Annotated in this window: 15 protein-coding genes and 1 pseudogene; 7 read left to right on the top strand and 9 right to left on the bottom strand. The window is 57.9% G+C overall.

Annotated elements, in window-relative coordinates:
• Window positions 1-31: 31 nt before the first annotated feature.
• Both HTT03_RS18470 and HTT03_RS18465 read right to left on the bottom strand, forming a co-directional pair.
• Window positions 32-721, bottom strand: coding sequence for a DUF4391 domain-containing protein (locus HTT03_RS18470; protein WP_174861232.1), 690 nt, complete (start codon window positions 719-721; stop codon window positions 32-34).
• Window positions 718-3,978: a helicase-related protein gene (locus HTT03_RS18465; protein ID WP_174861231.1), complete on the bottom strand. Its 3,261-nt coding sequence runs from the start codon at window positions 3,976-3,978 to the stop codon at window positions 718-720. Before HTT03_RS18465 ends, HTT03_RS18470 begins: the two co-directional genes overlap by 4 nt.
• Window positions 3,979-4,428: 450 nt before the next feature.
• On the opposite strand from HTT03_RS18465, the gene HTT03_RS18460 reads away from it, so the two are divergent.
• A complete protein-coding gene (locus HTT03_RS18460) occupies window positions 4,429-4,737 on the top strand; it encodes a hypothetical protein (RefSeq protein WP_174861230.1) in 309 nt (102 codons plus the stop codon).
• 1 nt (window position 4,738) lies between these two features.
• Window positions 4,739-6,175 carry a hypothetical protein gene (locus HTT03_RS18455; protein WP_174861229.1) on the top strand — a complete coding sequence of 479 codons (1,437 nt, stop codon included), beginning with the start codon at window positions 4,739-4,741 and terminating at the stop codon, window positions 6,173-6,175.
• Between the two features lie 181 nt (window positions 6,176-6,356).
• Here the strand turns inward: HTT03_RS18455 and HTT03_RS18450 are convergent, their stop codons facing one another.
• The 7 genes from HTT03_RS18450 to HTT03_RS18420 all read right to left on the bottom strand — a co-directional run bounded on the left by HTT03_RS18450 (window position 6,357) and on the right by HTT03_RS18420 (window position 12,614).
• Complete coding sequence (locus tag HTT03_RS18450) at window positions 6,357-7,784, bottom strand: FAD/NAD(P)-dependent oxidoreductase (protein ID WP_174861228.1); 1,428 nt, start codon at window positions 7,782-7,784, stop codon at window positions 6,357-6,359.
• The gene (locus tag HTT03_RS18445) at window positions 7,781-8,065 is read right to left on the bottom strand and encodes a (2Fe-2S)-binding protein (protein WP_174861227.1); all 285 of its coding nucleotides are present in this window, start codon (window positions 8,063-8,065) and stop codon (window positions 7,781-7,783) included. Before HTT03_RS18445 ends, HTT03_RS18450 begins: the two co-directional genes overlap by 4 nt.
• Window positions 8,066-8,068: 3 nt before the next feature.
• Window positions 8,069-9,247, bottom strand: a complete 1,179-nt coding sequence (locus tag HTT03_RS18440; RefSeq protein WP_174861226.1) for an NAD(P)/FAD-dependent oxidoreductase — start codon at window positions 9,245-9,247, stop codon at window positions 8,069-8,071.
• Window positions 9,248-9,253: 6 nt separating this feature from the next.
• Entirely contained in the window at window positions 9,254-10,186 is a 933-nt protein-coding gene (locus HTT03_RS18435) for a dihydrodipicolinate synthase family protein (protein ID WP_174861225.1), read from the bottom strand.
• A gap of 34 nt (window positions 10,187-10,220) precedes the next feature.
• Window positions 10,221-11,645, bottom strand: coding sequence for a Na+/H+ antiporter NhaC family protein (locus tag HTT03_RS18430; RefSeq protein WP_174861224.1), 1,425 nt, complete (start codon window positions 11,643-11,645; stop codon window positions 10,221-10,223).
• Window positions 11,646-11,729: 84 nt separating this feature from the next.
• The gene (locus tag HTT03_RS18425) at window positions 11,730-12,206 is read right to left on the bottom strand and encodes a VOC family protein (RefSeq protein WP_174861223.1); all 477 of its coding nucleotides are present in this window, start codon (window positions 12,204-12,206) and stop codon (window positions 11,730-11,732) included.
• 12 nt (window positions 12,207-12,218) lie between these two features.
• Entirely contained in the window at window positions 12,219-12,614 is a 396-nt protein-coding gene (locus tag HTT03_RS18420) for a RidA family protein (protein ID WP_174861222.1), read from the bottom strand.
• 228 nt (window positions 12,615-12,842) lie between these two features.
• Here HTT03_RS18420 and HTT03_RS18415 point away from each other — a divergent pair, with 228 nt between their 5' ends.
• From HTT03_RS18415 to HTT03_RS18395, 5 genes and pseudogenes are all read left to right on the top strand, one after another.
• Window positions 12,843-13,763, top strand: coding sequence for a LysR family transcriptional regulator (locus HTT03_RS18415; protein ID WP_174861221.1), 921 nt, complete (start codon window positions 12,843-12,845; stop codon window positions 13,761-13,763).
• Between the two features lie 825 nt (window positions 13,764-14,588).
• The gene (locus HTT03_RS18780; RefSeq protein WP_244152098.1) at window positions 14,589-14,807 is read left to right on the top strand and encodes a ferritin family protein; all 219 of its coding nucleotides are present in this window, start codon (window positions 14,589-14,591) and stop codon (window positions 14,805-14,807) included.
• 317 nt (window positions 14,808-15,124) lie between these two features.
• Window positions 15,125-15,541, top strand: coding sequence for a CopG family transcriptional regulator (locus HTT03_RS18405; protein ID WP_174861220.1), 417 nt, complete (start codon window positions 15,125-15,127; stop codon window positions 15,539-15,541).
• A 30-nt stretch (window positions 15,542-15,571) separates the two neighbouring features.
• Window positions 15,572-16,645, top strand: coding sequence for an extracellular catalytic domain type 1 short-chain-length polyhydroxyalkanoate depolymerase (locus HTT03_RS18400; protein ID WP_174861219.1), 1,074 nt, complete (start codon window positions 15,572-15,574; stop codon window positions 16,643-16,645).
• A 151-nt stretch (window positions 16,646-16,796) separates the two neighbouring features.
• A pseudogene (locus tag HTT03_RS18395) lies at window positions 16,797-17,768 on the top strand (C45 family autoproteolytic acyltransferase/hydrolase); the annotation flags it as partial.
• Between the last annotated feature and the right edge of the window lie 64 nt (window positions 17,769-17,832).

Here is a 17,832-nt window from a genome sequence, read left to right as displayed (position 1 = left end):
CTGTGCATTTTCAGCCTTTCGATTTCATCTGTCATGGTGTCCCCTTATCGCCCCTATTCGGCGTCTTCATATGTTCAAATTCTGCCCGCGCCTCGGCCAGTTGGCCATGCAGCGTCACTTTGATATTAAACTGGTTTTCGCGTTTCAGCTTTGATTGAAGCTGCGCAATCTCACGCTCTTTTGCCTTGATTTGCGCCGCTCGTGCAAGGCGGGTTTCCACATCCTCGCCCGCAACAGGCGCCACAGGCATCAATGGCGACAACATCCCCTCATACAGCGCGCCCAGCGTCACCGCGACAGGCAGGGGGTTTCGCGGCGTCTCACGCCCAACCCAAGCGCCGCGCATATGATCCGACACCACCCATTTGCCTGTGGCGGCATCAGACGGGCGCTTGAAGGCGGCGGCGGCTTGCATCCGCTCCCCGGCCAGAAGTTCAAGCATCACAGGGAAGGGAATGGCGCGATCAATGGCGCGCAGGATATCGTCATGCAGGCTGTCGCCCTTGAGGGTCAGGCGGAATACCTGAATTTCCGGCACGGCGGCGGTGGCAGGCAGGTTCAGTGTCTCTGGGGCGAGTTTATGCGCCCAGACGATCTGGTCCACCTCGCGCACGAAACGTTCACGCAGCGCGGTGCTGGCCTTGGCCCCGTCATAAATGCGTGTTTTCGGGATCACCCGTTTCAACGCGGTCTGGGGCGGGTATTGGTAAAGCGCCGTCATTCCGCACGCACCACGATAAAGGCGATCAGCTCGAAATCCTCCAACCCCGCGATGGTCTGGGTTAGGGCGGTGGTATGCCCACCCGAGAACAGACTGTCGATATCGCGTTCTTCTTTCACTTCAATCATGGATTTGATCGCGCTGTTCAGCAGGTCTGAATAGGCCCCCATGTTGCGCCCGTCCTGCGTTTCCGCATTGAAAGCGGTGCAAAGGTCGCGAAATGGAATAGTGTGGCCTTTGCAGCCCGTTCGGATCAGATCCAACAGGCGTTTCACCTGCATCTGGTCAGCGACAATCTCGCCATCCTCGCCAATGTAGATCAGGTAATAGGGGTGTAGGCGGTTCTGCTGGTTGACGTTGACGCTGTCGTGGATGTTGCGCAGCGCAAAGATCACGCCGGGCACAAGCCCGCGTTGCGGATCGGCGGGAACAACCGTGTGCAAGCCATTCGGCATACGCGGCAGATCATCATGGGTCTTGAGGTAGTTCAGCAAGTCCATCCGGAAGTCGTTGAGTCCCAGATCGGTGATGGAAATGCCTGTCTTGACGTCCTCCAGCTCGATCACCTCGTCCTGAAGGCGCTGAAGCTGGTCTTTGCGATAGGCAACGTCCGAGCTTTTGGAGGTAAGCACGTTATCCTCGCCGGTGCCCGCCATATCGACGATGTGCATCCGGTTCTCGACCCGCTCTTTGAGGTTGATATATTCATCAAGGCTGATGTCGGGCCAGTAGTTGGAAAGCTGGATTTGCGTATTCGGCGAGCCGATCCGGTCGATCCGTCCGAACCGCTGAACGATGCGCACGGGATTCCAGTGGATGTCATAATTTATAAGGTAGTCGCAATCCTGAAGGTTTTGGCCTTCTGATATGCAGTCAGTGCCAATGAGAATGTCCAGCTCGGCTGGATCATCTGGCATGATCTTGTCCTTTTCTTTCGCACGGGGTGCAAAGAGGGTCAGGACGGATTGGAAGTCATACGTTCTCTTGAGCGTTGTCCTGGGACCGCCCGAGCCTGTGACAATTCCGGTATGGATGTTCTGCGCCTCGGCGAAATGGGGAGCAAGCTGGGCGAACAGGTAGTTTGCTGTGTCTGCGAAGGCGGTGAAGACGACCACCTTGCGGTTACCGGCGTTCAGTGGATTAGCCATCTTGCCTTCGATCTCGGCTATCAAGTGCTGGAGTTTGGCATCATCATCGGGGGTGACGCGCTCCATTTCGACAATTAGGCCGTCGATGATAATCTTGTCCGCCGCCAGTTCGTGCTTCCACGCCTTTATGTCCATGTCAGCCAGGTCAATCTTGATCTTTTTGCCAACAGAGAAGTCTGCGAAATCGTCGTCTTCCTCAGCGGCACTTTCGAAGTCGACATCCAATTCATCGACTGCCCCGAGGACACCAGAAGCTTCAAACCGTTCTATAGCCTCCAGTGTCCGTCCAATATTACCAGAAAGGGCACCAAGGGTCTTGCGGAAAGCGTAGACTGAACTTTCCAGCCGCTTGAGCAGGTTGGTCGTCATCAAAGTTTGAAGGCTTTTCTCGCGGTCTGCCTGTTTCAACGTGCCTTTGCCACCTTCGGTCTTGGTGTCGTAAAGGTCTTCATATTTCTTCAGCCTGCTGGGCTGAATGTAATTGACCGGGGCGTAGACGGCCATTTTGAGCGCACTTAACTGCGCAAAAATCTCGTTGAACCCGATCACATCCGGTCGATGGGTGATGGGTAAATGGTGGGACAGCGGCTTTAACCGCGTCGGAAAAGTCCCGATGTCAGCGGTATCGTAGAAAGTTTCGATATGTTTGCGAGACCGCGCGATTGTCACCGCGTCCAGAAGTTCAAAGAAGTCGAAATCGAGCGCCCGCAGGATTGATGCGGGCGTTCGTTGCTCTGGAGGCAGGTCCGACCATACGTTGAATGCTGCCTGAGCACGGCGAAATATCTCTTCTACGCTCGTTTTGGTCTTGAGATTTTTACTAAGTGCGTCTGAATGCCCTTCATATGCTAAGGCCAGCTGGTTTCGCAGATCGGTAAATCGGTTGTTCACCGGGGTGGCAGACAGCATCAAAACTTTGGTTTTCACCCCCGCTTTGATGACCTTCTCCATCAATCGCTGATATCGCGTTTCTCTGTCCTTATAGACATCGTTGTTCCGAAAATTATGGGACTCATCGATGACCACAAGATCGTAGTTCCCCCAGTTAACACGATCGAGGCGCATCCCGAACGACTCGCCAGATGTCCGTGATAGGTCAGTGTGGGACAGCACGTCATAGCGAAACCGGTCCTTCGCAAAAATGTTCGTGGTCAGGTTCGCATTGTAATTTCGCCAGTTGTCCGCAAGCTTCTTGGGGCAGAGGACAAGCACATCCTTGTTGCGCAGTTCGTAATATTTGACGACCGCAAGGGCCGTAAAGGTTTTACCAAGCCCAACACTGTCGGCGAGAATACAACCATTGTAGGTTTCAAGCTTATTGATGATCCCGACAGCGGCGTCTCGTTGGTAATTGAACAGCTTTTTCCAGACCAGACTTTCCTGATATCCAGTGCGGTCCTTCGGCAGGACGTCCTCATCAATCTCGCTCAGAAAATCGTTGAACAGGTTAAAGAGGATCATGAAGTAAACCCGTTCCGCTGGGTTTTCCTGATAGACCGCCTCAATATGCTCTAAAACTTCAGTAGTTACATCGTTCAACTTTTCTTTGTCGTTCCAGATTTGGTCAAACAGATTCAGGTAAGTTTGCGCAAACTGAGGCTCGTCCATGACTTGCGTGTAATTCGAAATCGCGTCACCTTGCTGATATCCAAGATCGACAGCCGTGAAGCCGGACAGCGGCATGTAGGCAGTATTTGCATCGGTTTTCTGAATATGCGCAAATTGTTGCATAGGGCCAGAGGTCGCGTTTGATTTGAAGCACGCCTTCCTGCGTATCCATTCAGCACATTCACGAGCCACGGCGCGCTGGGTCATTTTGTTGCGCAATTGTATTTCAAACTCGCTACCGGACAAAGCACTACTGGATCGCCCGTTCGGAATAAAAAATTGGCGCTTTTCTTTTCTGATGCGATCTATCGCGCCGTTGGCAACAAATGTGGGTTCGGTGAAAAGGAATTCAAATTCGTCCAACTTTTCCAACTCGGACTTCAAGGCTTCAAAAGCGTAGATCGAAAAGCAACCCGCAGCTATCCGTAACTTCGTCCCCCCTGCAAGCTCGCGCTTGAGGTCGTCTCCCAGGAGGGTCGTAGTATTGTCGATTATTCGCAAAGTTGGGCTCCATCACCAGATAAGGTTTTCTTATCCATACCTTACTCGGAGAGCGTAAATGTGCAATGCAATCAACACCTTTTGACGAGTGATTCCGGCCTTCACCAATCTTAGTAAAACATAATTTTAGCCCCCCTCCTTAGGTCCTTGCCGCAGGTGAACAAAAAAACGGTCATAGATAAACTTTCTGGATACGCGCGGCCAGCATGATGCCTTCTCTATAGCGCAACAAAGTGGACCCAGGCCCTCTATCCACAGGAAAGCGACATACTGGTTCACAATAGACGAGATTCACTGATGACAGAATGAATTGCTTTCTTAAGTCTGGAAGGTGAGCGCGATCCGACGTCATTCAGGAACCCGTGTTCGGCAATGCCGTGAGGTTATCACTGCATGCTGGGCGGGCATCCGGAGCATCTGACGATTGCCAACCCCTGAAGGACAAGCTCTATGCCAAAGAAAGAAACGCCGTGGAAGATCTACCCGACAGCTGAACAGAAGGCTGCGATTGCAGCGGGGCAGACGGCGGCGCGATATAGCACTCGATCCGCTTATATTATCGACTGCGTGCTGCAGGAGCCATCTGCAGACCTCTCCAGAATTGCGGCACAGATAGGACGGCTTGGCCTGCTCGCAAATGAATTTCTTGCGGAAGATGAAAGCCACAATCGGCGGCTGACTGGACGCAGAGCAGATAAAGCGGTTCGGAAAATCATTGAGGCTTGTGACGCGATTACCGACGAATTGCGAGGAGATTGAGATGCGCCCGTATATTCAAATGCACGATGACCCCGATCGCCTCAATCGCTACATCAACAGGGCTGGAGCCGAGCCTATCGGGGGGACGATCCCGAACCGCAGCAGTCGGGATCTGTTCAAACGGTTTCGCGATTTGGCCGCCGCCCAGCCCGATGAACCCCGATTTCTGCACATGACGCTGTCACTGCCCATCGGGGTTAAGGCGGCGAAGAATATCTGGAAACGGACGGTAGCAACGGCGATGACGATGTTGGGGTTAGACCCAGAGATGATCCCTTGGTTTGCCAAAAGACACACTGACGGGAATTGCGATCATGTGCATACCGCAATCGTCCTTCGAGATTTCGCGGGGCGGTCTCTCACATTCACAGGATCATCCGCCAAAAGCGAAGCAGTTCATAAACATCTGTGCTCGATGCTTGGCTTGGCGCCGCCCGCATATTTCGATCCGGATGCGTTACCCCGCCTCGAACCCGTCACACCGGGACGCAGATTAACCAAAGCCACTACCGCCGCATTGCACAAAGACCTGCAACAAATCTTTCTTCGGAAGCAGCCCGAAACTCTGGCCGACTTGAACCAACATCTTGATGAGCAAAACAGTGCGTTCCGTGGTCAGGAAAAGGCCAACACCTTTGGCACCCAAGCATACGCATTTTCGACGGCTGACGCACAGTTGTTTAGCGGCGCACTCGGTCCTGCTTGGAAGCCACGCGTTCTCCGCCAGCGGCTCAGCTTTTGCGGCACGCTTCGTAAGCTTCGCAACGCCCTCGATTGCGAGACACTTATCGACATATTTCGAACCCCAAAAATGGAGAAGCTCCTTGACCAAACAATCAGATCAACACGCACCACTCGACCTGCCGGAACCATCCAAAGTGATATTCGAGCAGTTGCTGCAGACGCACAAAAAAGTGGAGGGCCTCTACCCTCTTATCGACCTCCTGACGAGGCCGGACGACCAGAGGGAAGCCTTGGGCGAGCGCTTGGCCAGCCTGCTGCGGGAGCTGATCGAAACGCAGCAAACGTATCAGGCACAGCACGCGGAAATGACCAAAGCGTTTACGAAGCTGAGCCGGCAAACGGAAACATTGACCAACATCATGCAGGATCAGCTGGTCAAACAAGAGAAGAAGATGAACCGATTGATGACGATGCTGGGACACCCCATCGATTAACACCTGCGTTGCTTTTGAGGCGGGTATGCGCGGTAGCAGCTGAGCATACATCCGGATGGAAAGCAAAAATAGCACGCGATCACACCGCAATTGTGGTGGTCTTTGATGATATGAGCGCTGTCAGAGTTTCAGCTTATGACGTGAAGGCCTTGAGGGGCGGCGCAGAGGCTCTCGCGTTTCAGGAGGGCTATCTAAAGCAACTGCCAGAACACCCCCGAACTAAAGATGCCGACGCAGATCATGATGACCTTGAATTCTGAGTGTGACTGGGATGAACAACGCGATTTCGGGACCCTCAAAATGGGCGGGGAGCGGACCTTCGCTGCGCCTCGGCCGAACAGCGGTAATGCGCAGCATCGTGATGCTATTGGTCTGCACGAAAGGACGTCTGCGGCGGTAAGTATCGGTCGCTCCGTGTCTTCCCGCACCAAAACTTGAAGCCTATTCATCTCCGATATCTCGGTAGTCCTGAAGCGGCACAGGTTTCACCGGTAGATGGGCATTGAAATACCCCGAAGCCTCAATCGACGTCTCGTGGATGGCGGCGATGCGCGCCGCTACAGTTTCTTCGCAATAGCGCCCCTGACAGGGGCCCATGCCGCTGCGGCATTCCAGTTTCACGGCGCTTGCCGATTGCATAAAAGGGTTGTTTTGCAGCGCATCCTCGATTGTCCCGTTGCGGATTTCTTCGCATCGGCAGATCACCGTCTCCTCTTGCCGAGACAATTCGGCCAATGCGGCGCGACGCGGTTCGAACATCGTATGCATCACGCCGGCAAATCGCGCAGCACCGGCGAGACGTCGTCTGGCCCGCGCAAGCGTGGCAGGCTGGATCGCCGCGCCGAGCGAAGCTGCAATGGTTAGCCCCGCCATATGCCCCTCGGCCCAGGCGCGTTCTGCACCGGCCACGCCCGTCGGCTCACCAGCAACGAAAACATCCGGTGCAGAGCTTTGAAAGCCCGCATCATGCGAGACGGTCCAGCCGCCCCCTGCCGAATTCCAGCTGAGATCGCAGCCGACTTGCCGGGCCAGTTCTGTTGACGGCGTAAACCCATAACCGAGGGCCAGGACATCGGCCTCAACCCGGTGATCTGCGCCGGTTTTCTTCCAATCCGAATCGACTTGGGAAAGGCGCAACTCCAACGTATTATCCGTGCGCACTACTTCGCTTACCACCGTCCGGCGCGAGATCGGAACGCGATGGCGCAGAATTTTTGCCAATGCACGCATTCCCTCGGCGAAGATGGACACATGGCCTGGAATGGCCGGCAGGCTTTGTGCCATCTCGACCAATCCCGGCAGATCGCGCGCAAATGCGATCTCGGAAATCTCGGCCCCCGCATCCAGCAGCTGAGCGGCAAGAATGAGCTGGATTGGATGCGATCCCGCGACAACGACCCGCTGTCCCGCCAAAAGCTTCTGGCTTTTCAGAAGTGACTGCACCGCGCCGGCGGTCATCACTCCGGGCAGGGTCCAGCCGGGAAAGGCGACCGGCATGTCATAGGCGCCGGTGGCCAACAAGAGACGCCGCGACGTGAGCTTGCGCCCCCCCGTGGGGGTGCTGACGGCCAGCTCCAGAGCGGTTGACGCCAACCCGTCCCGGTCGCGCAACACGCCAAAAGCGGTCGATCGGAAATGGGTCTCGATCCCCGGATGGTCTTCGAAACGCTCAATCAGCTCGCGCGCCCAAGGGTACGGACGGTAGCTGCCGTGCCGCTCGCCCAAAGCCTCCGGGGGGCGACGGAAAATCTGCCCCCCGGCTCGCGCCTGTTCATCAACGACGGCCACCGAAAACCCAGCTTCTGCCACGGCAAGAGCCGCGGCCATTCCGGCGGGTCCCGCACCCACAATTGCCAAATCCTGTGTCATTTGACCTCCTGCCGTCTCACCTGCATGCCCTCACGCACGTCGGTCAGGCACGCGCGTACAAGCTCCCGATCATCGACCCGTACGGCACAGTCGAAACAGGTGCCCATGTTGCAAAATGGCAGTCGGGGTTCGCCCGTCCGCGTCAGACTGAAGGCGGCAACGCCCGCGGCCAACAGGGCCGAAGCCAGTGTCTCCCCCTCAAAAGCCGTGATGGTTTCGCCTTCGAAGGTAATCCGCAAGTCACCGCCGCGTTTCGTTGCCAGTCGCCGTGCCTTGACCATGTCTTATTGCCTCCCGTAGCGTGCCGGATCGAACGCCTGCAAATCCGTTTCCGGCAGTCGACACTCGATCAGAGCAGCCAGCGCCTGGGCGAAGCTTGGCCCAAGGGTAAAAGCTGATCCCCCGGTTGCTACGAAGGCCCCGGGTTGCCCCGGGACGGGCCCGACCAGCGGCAATTGATCCGGTGTCACCGTCGTGGTGCCGACCCAGCTGCGGATCGCCGGGATTCGCGACAGATCGGGCAGCACCCGGATCGCCATATCGGCATTGCCGGACAGGGACGTCGTCAACAGCTCTGGCTTGGCGTCGAAGTTCGGTTCGCCGTCCCGGTGACGGATCAGCCGTGCCGGCCAGCCGCCACCGATCAGAATATTGCCGTCCAGCGCCTGTTTCAGCGACAACCGCCCGCCGGCATGTTGCACGAGATGCGGGATCAGTTTCGGCACGCGCTGCGTGACCGTCATCATCAGCGCCAGCGGGATTGTCGGCAGATGCGCTCCCATCATCTGTCCCATTCGCGTCGTCCAAACACCCGCCGCGATCACCACACTCTCGGCAATGGCCCTCTGTGCGCTTTCCGCCGTTGCCACGGACACATGCCAGCGCCCTCCCTGACGGACGAGCCCTGTCACCTCGGTCCGGGTCTTGATCTCTGCCCCGGCCTGTAAAGCGGCGCGGGCCAAGGCGGGACCAGCGGTGCGCGCATCGGCCTTGCCCTCGGTCGGGCAAAGGGCCGCCGCCACCACGCGGTCCGACAGATAGGGGGCAATCCGGTCGATTTCCGCCCGGTCGATCATCCGGTTGTCGAGCCCCCAGCTACGCTCGATCTCGGTTTTTCGCTCCAGCAATTCCACTTGCTGGGCATTTTCTGCAATCATCAGCCCGCCGGTCTGCTTGACCTCTATGTCCTGTCCGCAGAGGCCCGGCAGGTCGGACCAGAGCTGGGCCGCCTGCAGGTGCAAAGGCATCGCTTCCGCGGCTTTGCGTGCCGCTTCGACCCCGCGTTCGATCATCCGGTATTCGAGTTGGAAATGAAGGCTTCCGGCATTGCTGCCGGAAGCGTGTTGATTGATCTGGTCGCGTTCAACCAGGAGGACCCGTCCACCGTCCCGGGCAATCATCCAGGCGGTGGCGCAGCCGAGCAGGCCGCCGCCGATGACAATTGTATCGTAACCACGGGTCATGGGCGATCAGGCCAGAGCTTGGGTTTTAATTCCCAGCTTGTGCAGCGTCGCTTCGATCCGCGCCACCTCGCTGGTGGAAAGCTCCATCAGCGGATCACGCACGAAGCCGGCCGGAACGCCGCGCAGACGCAGGGCGGTTTTCATGATCGCCTGTTGATTGCCGAACTGGACGCCGTAATCGGGCCGGAACCATTCCGTCATAATCACCCTGTCTCTTTCGCCCAACTCGATCGCACGGGTCCGGTCACCAGCGGTAATCGCGCGCCAGAAGTCCGGATGATCCGCCCCCAAGACACCGCCCGATCCCATCAGACCGTCACCATGCCCGAGAAGCGCCAGATCGGCCCCCAGTTCACTGGTCGGCAGGCCGAAGTAGCGCACCCGGTCCTCCAAGCGATACATGCCGGTCAGGAAGCCTGCAAAATTGCCGGTCGAGTTCTTGATCGCCACAACATTGTTAATATCCGCCAACTCGTCCAGCAGATCCGTGTCCATGTCGACAATACACCCGCGCGGCCAGTTGTAGACTGTCATCGGAATGTCGGTCGCATCCGACACCGCGCGGTAAAAATTAACGATCTCGCGTCGGTTCGGCACGACATAGGGCGGAGGGGTGATCAGGATACCGTCGAGCCCCGCCTCTTCCGCCGCATGCGCATGGGTGATCGCCTCGGCAGACGTGTAGGAATTGCAGGCACCGATGACCCAGAGCCCATCTTTGCGGTAGCGCGCCCCGGCCTCGAAGAGAGCCGCGCGTTCCTTTGAGCTCATGCTGAACCACTCGCCGCTTGTGCCAGCAAGAATGACACCGTGCATACGTTCAGCACTTAGCCATTCCATCTGCCCGTCGAAGGCATCAAGATCGAGACGTCCCTTGCGGTCAAAGGGGGTGGTGATGGCCGGGATATATCCGGTCCAGTCGACAGAATTACGGTCCATGGGAAATCCTTTCGGTGCCTGCGTTGTCAGGTCGTTATTGAGTCTTGCTGGTGGCCCCGTCTGCTCCTTCGAAGCGACGGCCCCAGCCGGTCATCACTGCGATGAACATCACCACGGTCAGCACCAGCGGGTAAATGGTCATCGGGAACAGCGCAAAAGTGGATTGCGCCGGCGTACCCTCGTACCCCGAGGTCAGCAACGCTCCGATGAACAGATAGGCGCTGAGCACCGGCACGACGGAGGCCAGACCAAGGGCGAAACAATCCATGACATTGGCGCGCCGGTAAGGGTGCAGGCCGACGCGGGCGCCAAGCTCGTCGGCAATCGGGCCGAAAGTCAGCATCGAGGCGGAGTTCACGCCCCCGAAGAGCAGGGTGGTCGCGGAAACGCCAAGACCGATGGCGATTTCGACACCACGCGGGGTCGAGGCCAGTCGGCCGGTTGTCAGCTTGCTGACGACCATTTCCATGATCCCGGCACCACGCAGCACCCCCATGATCCCGAAGACGGAAATCACCAGAGCAACTGTGCCCAGCATCCCGGACACACCGGAATACAGAAAACCAGAAGGCGCCCCGTCTGAAACACCGACAATGTCCCTCACATGCAGGAGACCGGACGCAAGCCCTGTCAGAGAACCAAGAACCAAGCCGACCGTGACGGCGAGAAAAATGTCGCGGGAGATCATCGCAACGATCAGCATGATCGCAACCGGGATCAGCATCAGCAACGGCCAAGGCGAGGCGGTTGCGGAGAATTCGGCAACCCCAGTGTCCTGCGCCGTCGCCATGCCCACCACCAGGAAGAAGACAGCGGAGATCACTGCTGAGAGCAGCGCATAGCGCGCCCGGTGTTTGACCACGCCGCCAACATCGGCCACCGCATCTTTCGAACGGAACCTCTGGCTCGACGAGGAAATAATGGTGGTGTCCGAAATCGGCGCGAGGTTGTCGCCGAGAATGGCCGCCGACAGGATCGCCCCTGCGAGCGGGCCGGGGGCTGCGCCAATGGCGAGACCCGCCGCGTAGAAAATCGGGAAGGCGGTGAACATCGTACCGATTGAGGACCCGGTCGCCATCGAAATCAGGCTGACCGCGACAAACACGAAGACCGTATAATAGCCGGTGTTCAGCCCGACTTCCTGTGCCAGCCAAACAAAGCCGGTGGCCACGCCCGTCGCCTTGATCAGCGCCGAAATCATGCCGACCATGAACAGAATAACGACGATGGCAACCGCGCTTTCGCCACTGATGCCTTTCATGACCTGCGCCCAGTATTCCTTGTAGTTCTTCGCGAAAACTGCGCCGATTAACAGGGACACGAAGCCCCCCATTGCCAATGCAGTCATATCGAAGGCCTTGAATACGACGAAATATACGAAACAGGAGATGAGGAACAGGACGGGCGGCAGAAACGCCATACCCAGTCCTCCTCGGAACTGAAGAGTGGGTTGGTTCATAACGAACCTCCTTGTTGGTTATGTCTTTTTACGCCGGTCTTTGTTTTTGTGCAGCGCCTTCCGGCGAAAGGCGAAAGATGTTGTTCAGGCTTCGTATCCCGGGAGGCACAAGCCGCTTTGCGGATCTGTGATCTGCTGCAATTCGACAAAATTCCCATCGGGGTCCTGACAGTAGCAAACGCGCATTGGGCCGACGTCGATAGGTTCCGATTTGAAGGTGACCCCGGAGGCGCTGAGTCGAGCGTGATCGGCCTTCACGTCGTCACTGTCGAAACAGATATGGGCGATGCCTTTGTTCGACAGCGCGGGCGTGTCGCTGCGCGCCGATAGAGGCTGCGTGTATTCGAAGATTTCCAGATAGGCGTTGCCGGCTTTCAACAGCGCCGAGCGCGCGGTGGACCCGGTCACGCCGGTGATGTTGCCTGCCAGTTCGGACAGGTCGCTTCCTGTTTCCCAGCCGAATGACGAGATAACCTCAAACCCCAGCAAGTCGCTATAGAAGGACAATAAAGCGTCGAGGTCGTCGGTGGTGAGGCTCGGGTGATGGATTCCACGGATCATATCAGGTCCTCCTCAAGCACACGCAGTGGCTTCGATCTCGACCATTAGATCGGGCGAGAACAGACGAGTTGTACCGACCAGCGTGCTGGCCGGGCGATGACCCAGGGCCACGAACGGGCCGATCAGCGATCCCCAATTCTCCAGTGTGGCGTCCATGTCGGTTGTGAAAATGCGGATTCCCTGCACGTTGGCATAGGTCATTCCGGCTCGTTTCAGCACTTCGCCCAGATTGGCGACAGCAAGGGACAATTGCCCAGCCATATCGCCGGGATGCTGAGGAACGCCGGAAGCATTCGTAGCGCATTGGCCAGACAACGTTAGAATACGGCCTGCCTGGGTTACTTCGCGGCCATGGGCAAACCCGAAGGCATCTTGCCAGCTCCAAGGGTTGATTTCGCGGGTTTCCATTAGGTGTCCTCTCTGTGGTTTTGTATGTGGTATGTCTGCCTGTCTGACGCCGGCTTGCCGCACTGTTCGCCCCGATTTTCAGGAACGAGGCGACGGCAATAACCATTACATCCGAGAGAAATGTTGCAATCAATAACGGAATTTCTTGATAGTAGTTGCGCTTTTTGCAACACATTTTTAATTACTTTAACATACTAACATAAGCCACCTCTCGACCGACCGGATGAAATGAAAGTCAACGATCACCGAATCCATTTCCTATACGAAGCCTGGCGCAGCGGTTCGATGCGTGCTGCAGCGGATTTCCTGGAGATTGCCCCGTCTTCGGTCAGCCGACAGATCGCCCAGCTCGAAACGGAAATCGGAACCGCTTTGATCGAACATGGCCGTCGCGAGATCAGCCTGACCGACGCGGGCCACGCAGTCATTGACTACTACCGTGCCCGTCAAACTGGCTTGGAACTGTTAGAGGGGCAGCTTCTCGAAATTTCGACGGCGCGAACCGGTCATGTCGAGATCGCCATTGGCGAAGGGTTCCTCGGACCTGCGCTTTACGACACGCTGGATCACTTCATGGACGACTATTCCGGGATCAATCTGACAGTCAGTGTCACAGACACCACGAGCATGATGCGCCTTCTACTTGAGGATGAGGTGCATTTCGGCGTCGGTTTTCATCCCGTCTCGCATCCGCAGATCGTCTCGCGCTATCGCGCAACGGTTCCGTTGATGGCAATCATGAACACGGAGAACAGCTTGGCGCAGCGCCGTAGCATGACAATGCAAGAGCTTTGCGCCGAACCGCTCGCGCTGATGGGGTCGAATTTCCGTATACGCCAGATGATTGACGAGGCAGCGATCAACAACGGCCTCTTGATCTCACCGGTCGTCACGAGCAATTCGATCGCTCTGCTCGCACGCATGGCACTTGCAGACCGCGCGATCACTGTCTTGCCAGCCTTCAGCGTTAGCGCGGAACTTGCCTGCGGACAACTCTCTGCAGTTTCTATTCAGGCGCCTCAACTCCAATCCGTATACGTCCACCTCCTTGCTCGCCGTAATAGGCGCTTCCCCGCGCATCTCAGCGAACTGGCCGACCAAATTCGCAAACGTTTGCTTCCTTCAGCGCTGTCGTCTTCCAACGAATGACTTGCACAGTTAATTCATGGGCAAGGTCACAGACGAAGCGCGTTGAGGTTAAGGTCAGTGCCACAACCTCTGGAAGATCGACGGGTATCGGGCTACCTTAAGGCTTTTGCTGCGGCTGATACGAATGTCGCGTATGGGTTGGGACCGGCCATCTGCCACGCCTTACACGAATGTCGGCTAAGGGCCGGCCGCACCAAGCGCGCCATGCTGCCACTGCGAAGCCTCCACGGCTTACGCGGTCAGTTTGGGGCTCCTTCCTGCCATTCATTGCTGTTGGAAATGGCACCGGCGTTGAGGTGGCAGGTGAAGGACGGCAATGCGGACTTTCCTGCCGTTCGCTGCCGCTGCTCAGTTTGCGCTGCGATTGCGAGGGCCTTTGGAATGAAAGGCGGAGATCGGACCTTCGCTGCGCGGGGAATAGATGTCCGCTTATCGAAGTTTCCAGAGCCTCTCTAATCCTCCACCGATGAACAGCTCAGGTGAATGGAACACTGATTATGGATGGGCGTTTTCTTGTCGTTGACCAAAAGGGGGGCAAATCCCGGCCACATTCGGGCGACCAGATCGAACAGCAGAAATAATCGGAAAAGGAGACCGACCATGCCGACAACCGTTGGAACCGAAGGCAACGCTGCCGACGTCGTGAGGAACCTGCTCATTCTGGAGCACGACGCCATCGCGGCCTATGACACGACCATTGAGTGACTCGACAACGCGGACTATCGCGAGCAGATCGAAAGCTTCTGCCGCGACCATGAGGCCCACGCCCAAGACCGTAGCCGCATTGCCGACAGCTTGGGTGTCGAGAAGCCCATGGAGGGCGACATGAAGCAGTGGCTGAAAGCCGGAAAGGTGGCGCTGGCGGATATCGCCGGGAACGGTGCAATTCTCAAGGCGATGAAGACAAATGAGGACGATACCGTCGCCGCCTACCAGCAGGCTCTCGACAATGCCGTCACCAATGCCGAGCTGCGCCCCGTGATCGAGAAGGGTCTGGCCGACGAACGACGTCACCATTCCTGGATGGAAGCTGCGGGAAGCTGAAACGCCTGCATCACGCGGCGGCGCAACTCCTGCGCCACCGCTCCTCCATTATGTCGGTAAAGAGCACGAGCGCACAGGATGGATAGTGACAGCCTGCGGCTCGGGGAACGGTGAACCACTTTGCAGCAGCTATACGTGACGATGGCGATATCTACGCTTACGGTAGTGATGCTGGGCCTCACTTCGGAGCCCTTGCAGAAGCTACCGTTGTCCCGGCGCACCAAGTGGTGCGCGACCAAGCGAACTTAACTGTCGTCCGATCTTGCAACTTGACGATTTGGCATCCATATACCATCCATACGGATGGAGATTGAGCAATGAGCAATATTCGGCAACTGCGTGAGAAGACCCCAGACAGCGAGAAGATCACGATCAACCTTGGCTATGTGGATTTGGGACGGATCGACCTGCTGGTGCAGGAAGGTTTCTATTCGAACCGGAGCGACCTGATCCGCACAGCGATCCGCAACCAGCTTGAGAGCCATGTGGAGGTGGTGAGCAAATCGCTTGAGCGCCACACGATGGAATTGGGTCTGCGCGATTATACGGTGGCTGATCTGGAAGCGCTGAAAGCGGCCGGAGAGGTGCTGCACGTCAAAGTGGTCGGGCTGGCGCGGATTGCTTCAGATGTGACACCGGAACTGGCACGCGACACCATCGGGTCCATCACCGTGTTGGGCGCCCTACAGGCCAGCGCAGATATCAAAAAGGCACTTGCCGACCGCATCAAGTAAGATGCGCTCCCCCTGATAAGGACAAATAAGATGAAACTCTTTAACGCCGGTGCCAAGCGCCGGGCGACCCCTGACGCACGCCTGATCGCCGCCAATGATCTGGTGCAGCGCACCTTGGCACAGCATGGGCTTGCCGTGCAGGCCGGGCCCATGGATGCAGCAGACCTGCCTGCCATGGCCTCGATCAGCGATCTCTTTGCAAAGTTGGGGGCCGCCACCCCATCACCCGCGGCCTCGACACCCGAAATCCCCGCAGGCGCCAGCTTTCTCAGCGATACATTCACCTGCGCGGCAGGCAGTCGAAGTTTCCGCAGCTATATCCCAGCATCCGCGACCGAGGGCGCAAGTGGCGTCGTGGTCATGCTGCACGGCTGCACACAAACGCCCGAGGACTTTGCCGCGGGCACCGGCATGAACCAACTGGCCGAAAAACACCGCTTTATCGTGGTCTACCCGGCCCAGTCGCGGCGCAACAACACGCAGTCCTGCTGGAACTGGTTCAGCCGGGGGGATCAACGCCGCGACGCGGGTGAGCCTGCGATCCTTGCGGGGATCGCCCGCCACGTCTGTGCAGCCTACGGCATCGCGCCGGATCGCACCTTTGTCGCGGGGCTGTCGGCGGGGGCGGCGATGGCCGTGATCTTGGGAGAGACCTACCCAGACGTCTTTGCCGCCGTCGGGGTGCATTCGGGTCTGGCCTATGGGTCGGCAAAGGACGTAGCCTCTGCCTTTACGGCTATGGCAGGGCCGAGGGCGGCGCCTGTGCAGAAGACATCACATATTCCGACAATTGTCTTTCATGGCACCTCGGATGCGACCGTGCATCCATCAAATGGCGAGGCGGTGGTGCGGCAGGTTCAAGACATCGGGCCGGGTCAGACGCTTGAGACTGTCACGCAGGGCACCCATGGCGGGCGGTCCTGTTCCATCCTGCGCGCTGCGGCCGAAACGGGCACCTCAACGGTTGAGTATTGGACGGTCACCGGGCTTGGCCACGCATGGTCCGGCGGTCAGGCCGAGGGGTCTTACACGGACCCCCAAGGCCCGGACGCCAGCGCGGAAATGATCCGCTTTTTCTTTCAGCAACCCATAAAGGGCGCATGATATGACCCAGATGACACTGACTTTTGACGCCGTTGCCGAGGCCACCCCTGGCCCCAAATGGGCGGCGCGCTGGCAGCGGTCTTGGCCTGCCTATGAGGCATGGTTCACAGCCCGCTGAGGCGACCACGGCCCGTCCAGGGAAGATTGCCGGGCGGCCATGGAAAGCCATATGCCAGAACTGGTCCCGATCTACGATCGCCTGGTCTTGATTGCCGGTGGTTCGGACCGTGCCGTGCGGTTCCTGTCCACTTGGTGCCCGCCGACCTATTTGGGCGGCTGTTCGCTCGCGGCCACCTCCGATGCCGATGACGTCCGGCTGCTGCGCAACTATGACCTGTCGCCAGAGCTGAACGAGGGGCTGCTGTTGCAGACGGAATGGTCTGGCCGCGCAGTGATGGGGATGGTTGAGTTTCTCTGGGGTCTGTCTGACGGGATCAACGACGCGGGGCTCACCGTGGCGCTGGCCTATGGCGGACGGTCTGAAACCGGAGTGGGCTTTGGCGTGACTACGATTCTGCGCTACATCTTGGAAACCTGCGACAGCGTGCCAGAGGCGCTGGAGGTCTTGCAGCGCGTGCCCTCGCATATGGCGTATAATCTTGTGCTCGCGGATGCTTCGGGGCGCACGGCAAGCGTCGAACTGTCTCCCGGCGGGGGCATTCGACTGTTGCCAAAGGCCATTGCCACCAACCATCAATCCGCGCCGACCCAAGCTGACCGGCCGGGCTTTACCCGCAGCCTTGAACGCCGCGCCCATCTGGACCGGCTGCGCGTTGCACCGCGCAGGCTCAACCGCGAGTTCCTTCGCCCGCCGCTCTTGCAGGACCGCTACGCGGAGGGGTTTGGCACTTTGTTCACCGCGGAATACAACCCGCTGACCCGGAGCTTGGGGCTGACCCTGAAAGGGGAGAGATGGGACCAACATCTTGACGCTTTTGCGGAGGGGCAGCGGATCGTGGATTATGGCCCATCCACTACACGAGGCGCTGTCGCCAGCGCCATGCCAGACCAATATGCCGGGGTAGACTGGGCCCAAGCTGCGAGGATCAACTGGACCCAAGTGGTGCAGGACTACGCGGCGGGCAGGGGCCGAGAGATCGCTGCATATCTGCCCACAAGTTGACGGGGAACCGAGGGCCTGTGACGATCTACCCCTAACGACCTTGATAAACAAAATGAGAATGTTG

Source organism: Sulfitobacter maritimus (assembly GCF_013346665.1).
Taxonomy (GTDB): Bacteria; Pseudomonadota; Alphaproteobacteria; order Rhodobacterales; family Rhodobacteraceae; genus Sulfitobacter; species Sulfitobacter maritimus.
The sequence above is the reverse complement of the archived record's forward strand: the minus strand, read 5'-3'. Positions and strand labels throughout refer to the sequence as shown.

What these genes read in the sequence shown, in the direction of transcription:
- HTT03_RS18470 (WP_174861232.1), bottom strand. Translation starts at nt 721, where the DNA reads ATGACGGCGCTTTACCAATACCCGCCCCAGACCGCGTTGAAACGGGTG.
- HTT03_RS18460 (WP_174861230.1), top strand. Translation starts at nt 4,429, where the DNA reads ATGCCAAAGAAAGAAACGCCGTGGAAGATCTACCCGACAGCTGAACAG.
- HTT03_RS18455 (WP_174861229.1), top strand. Translation starts at nt 4,739, where the DNA reads ATGCGCCCGTATATTCAAATGCACGATGACCCCGATCGCCTCAATCGC.
- HTT03_RS18450 (WP_174861228.1), bottom strand. Translation starts at nt 7,784, where the DNA reads ATGACACAGGATTTGGCAATTGTGGGTGCGGGACCCGCCGGAATGGCC.
- HTT03_RS18445 (WP_174861227.1), bottom strand. Translation starts at nt 8,065, where the DNA reads ATGGTCAAGGCACGGCGACTGGCAACGAAACGCGGCGGTGACTTGCGG.
- HTT03_RS18440 (WP_174861226.1), bottom strand. Translation starts at nt 9,247, where the DNA reads ATGACCCGTGGTTACGATACAATTGTCATCGGCGGCGGCCTGCTCGGC.
- HTT03_RS18435 (WP_174861225.1), bottom strand. Translation starts at nt 10,186, where the DNA reads ATGGACCGTAATTCTGTCGACTGGACCGGATATATCCCGGCCATCACC.
- HTT03_RS18430 (WP_174861224.1), bottom strand. Translation starts at nt 11,645, where the DNA reads ATGAACCAACCCACTCTTCAGTTCCGAGGAGGACTGGGTATGGCGTTT.
- HTT03_RS18425 (WP_174861223.1), bottom strand. Translation starts at nt 12,206, where the DNA reads ATGATCCGTGGAATCCATCACCCGAGCCTCACCACCGACGACCTCGAC.
- HTT03_RS18420 (WP_174861222.1), bottom strand. Translation starts at nt 12,614, where the DNA reads ATGGAAACCCGCGAAATCAACCCTTGGAGCTGGCAAGATGCCTTCGGG.
- HTT03_RS18415 (WP_174861221.1), top strand. Translation starts at nt 12,843, where the DNA reads ATGAAAGTCAACGATCACCGAATCCATTTCCTATACGAAGCCTGGCGC.
- HTT03_RS18780 (WP_244152098.1), top strand. Translation starts at nt 14,589, where the DNA reads ATGAAGCAGTGGCTGAAAGCCGGAAAGGTGGCGCTGGCGGATATCGCC.
- HTT03_RS18405 (WP_174861220.1), top strand. Translation starts at nt 15,125, where the DNA reads ATGAGCAATATTCGGCAACTGCGTGAGAAGACCCCAGACAGCGAGAAG.
- HTT03_RS18400 (WP_174861219.1), top strand. Translation starts at nt 15,572, where the DNA reads ATGAAACTCTTTAACGCCGGTGCCAAGCGCCGGGCGACCCCTGACGCA.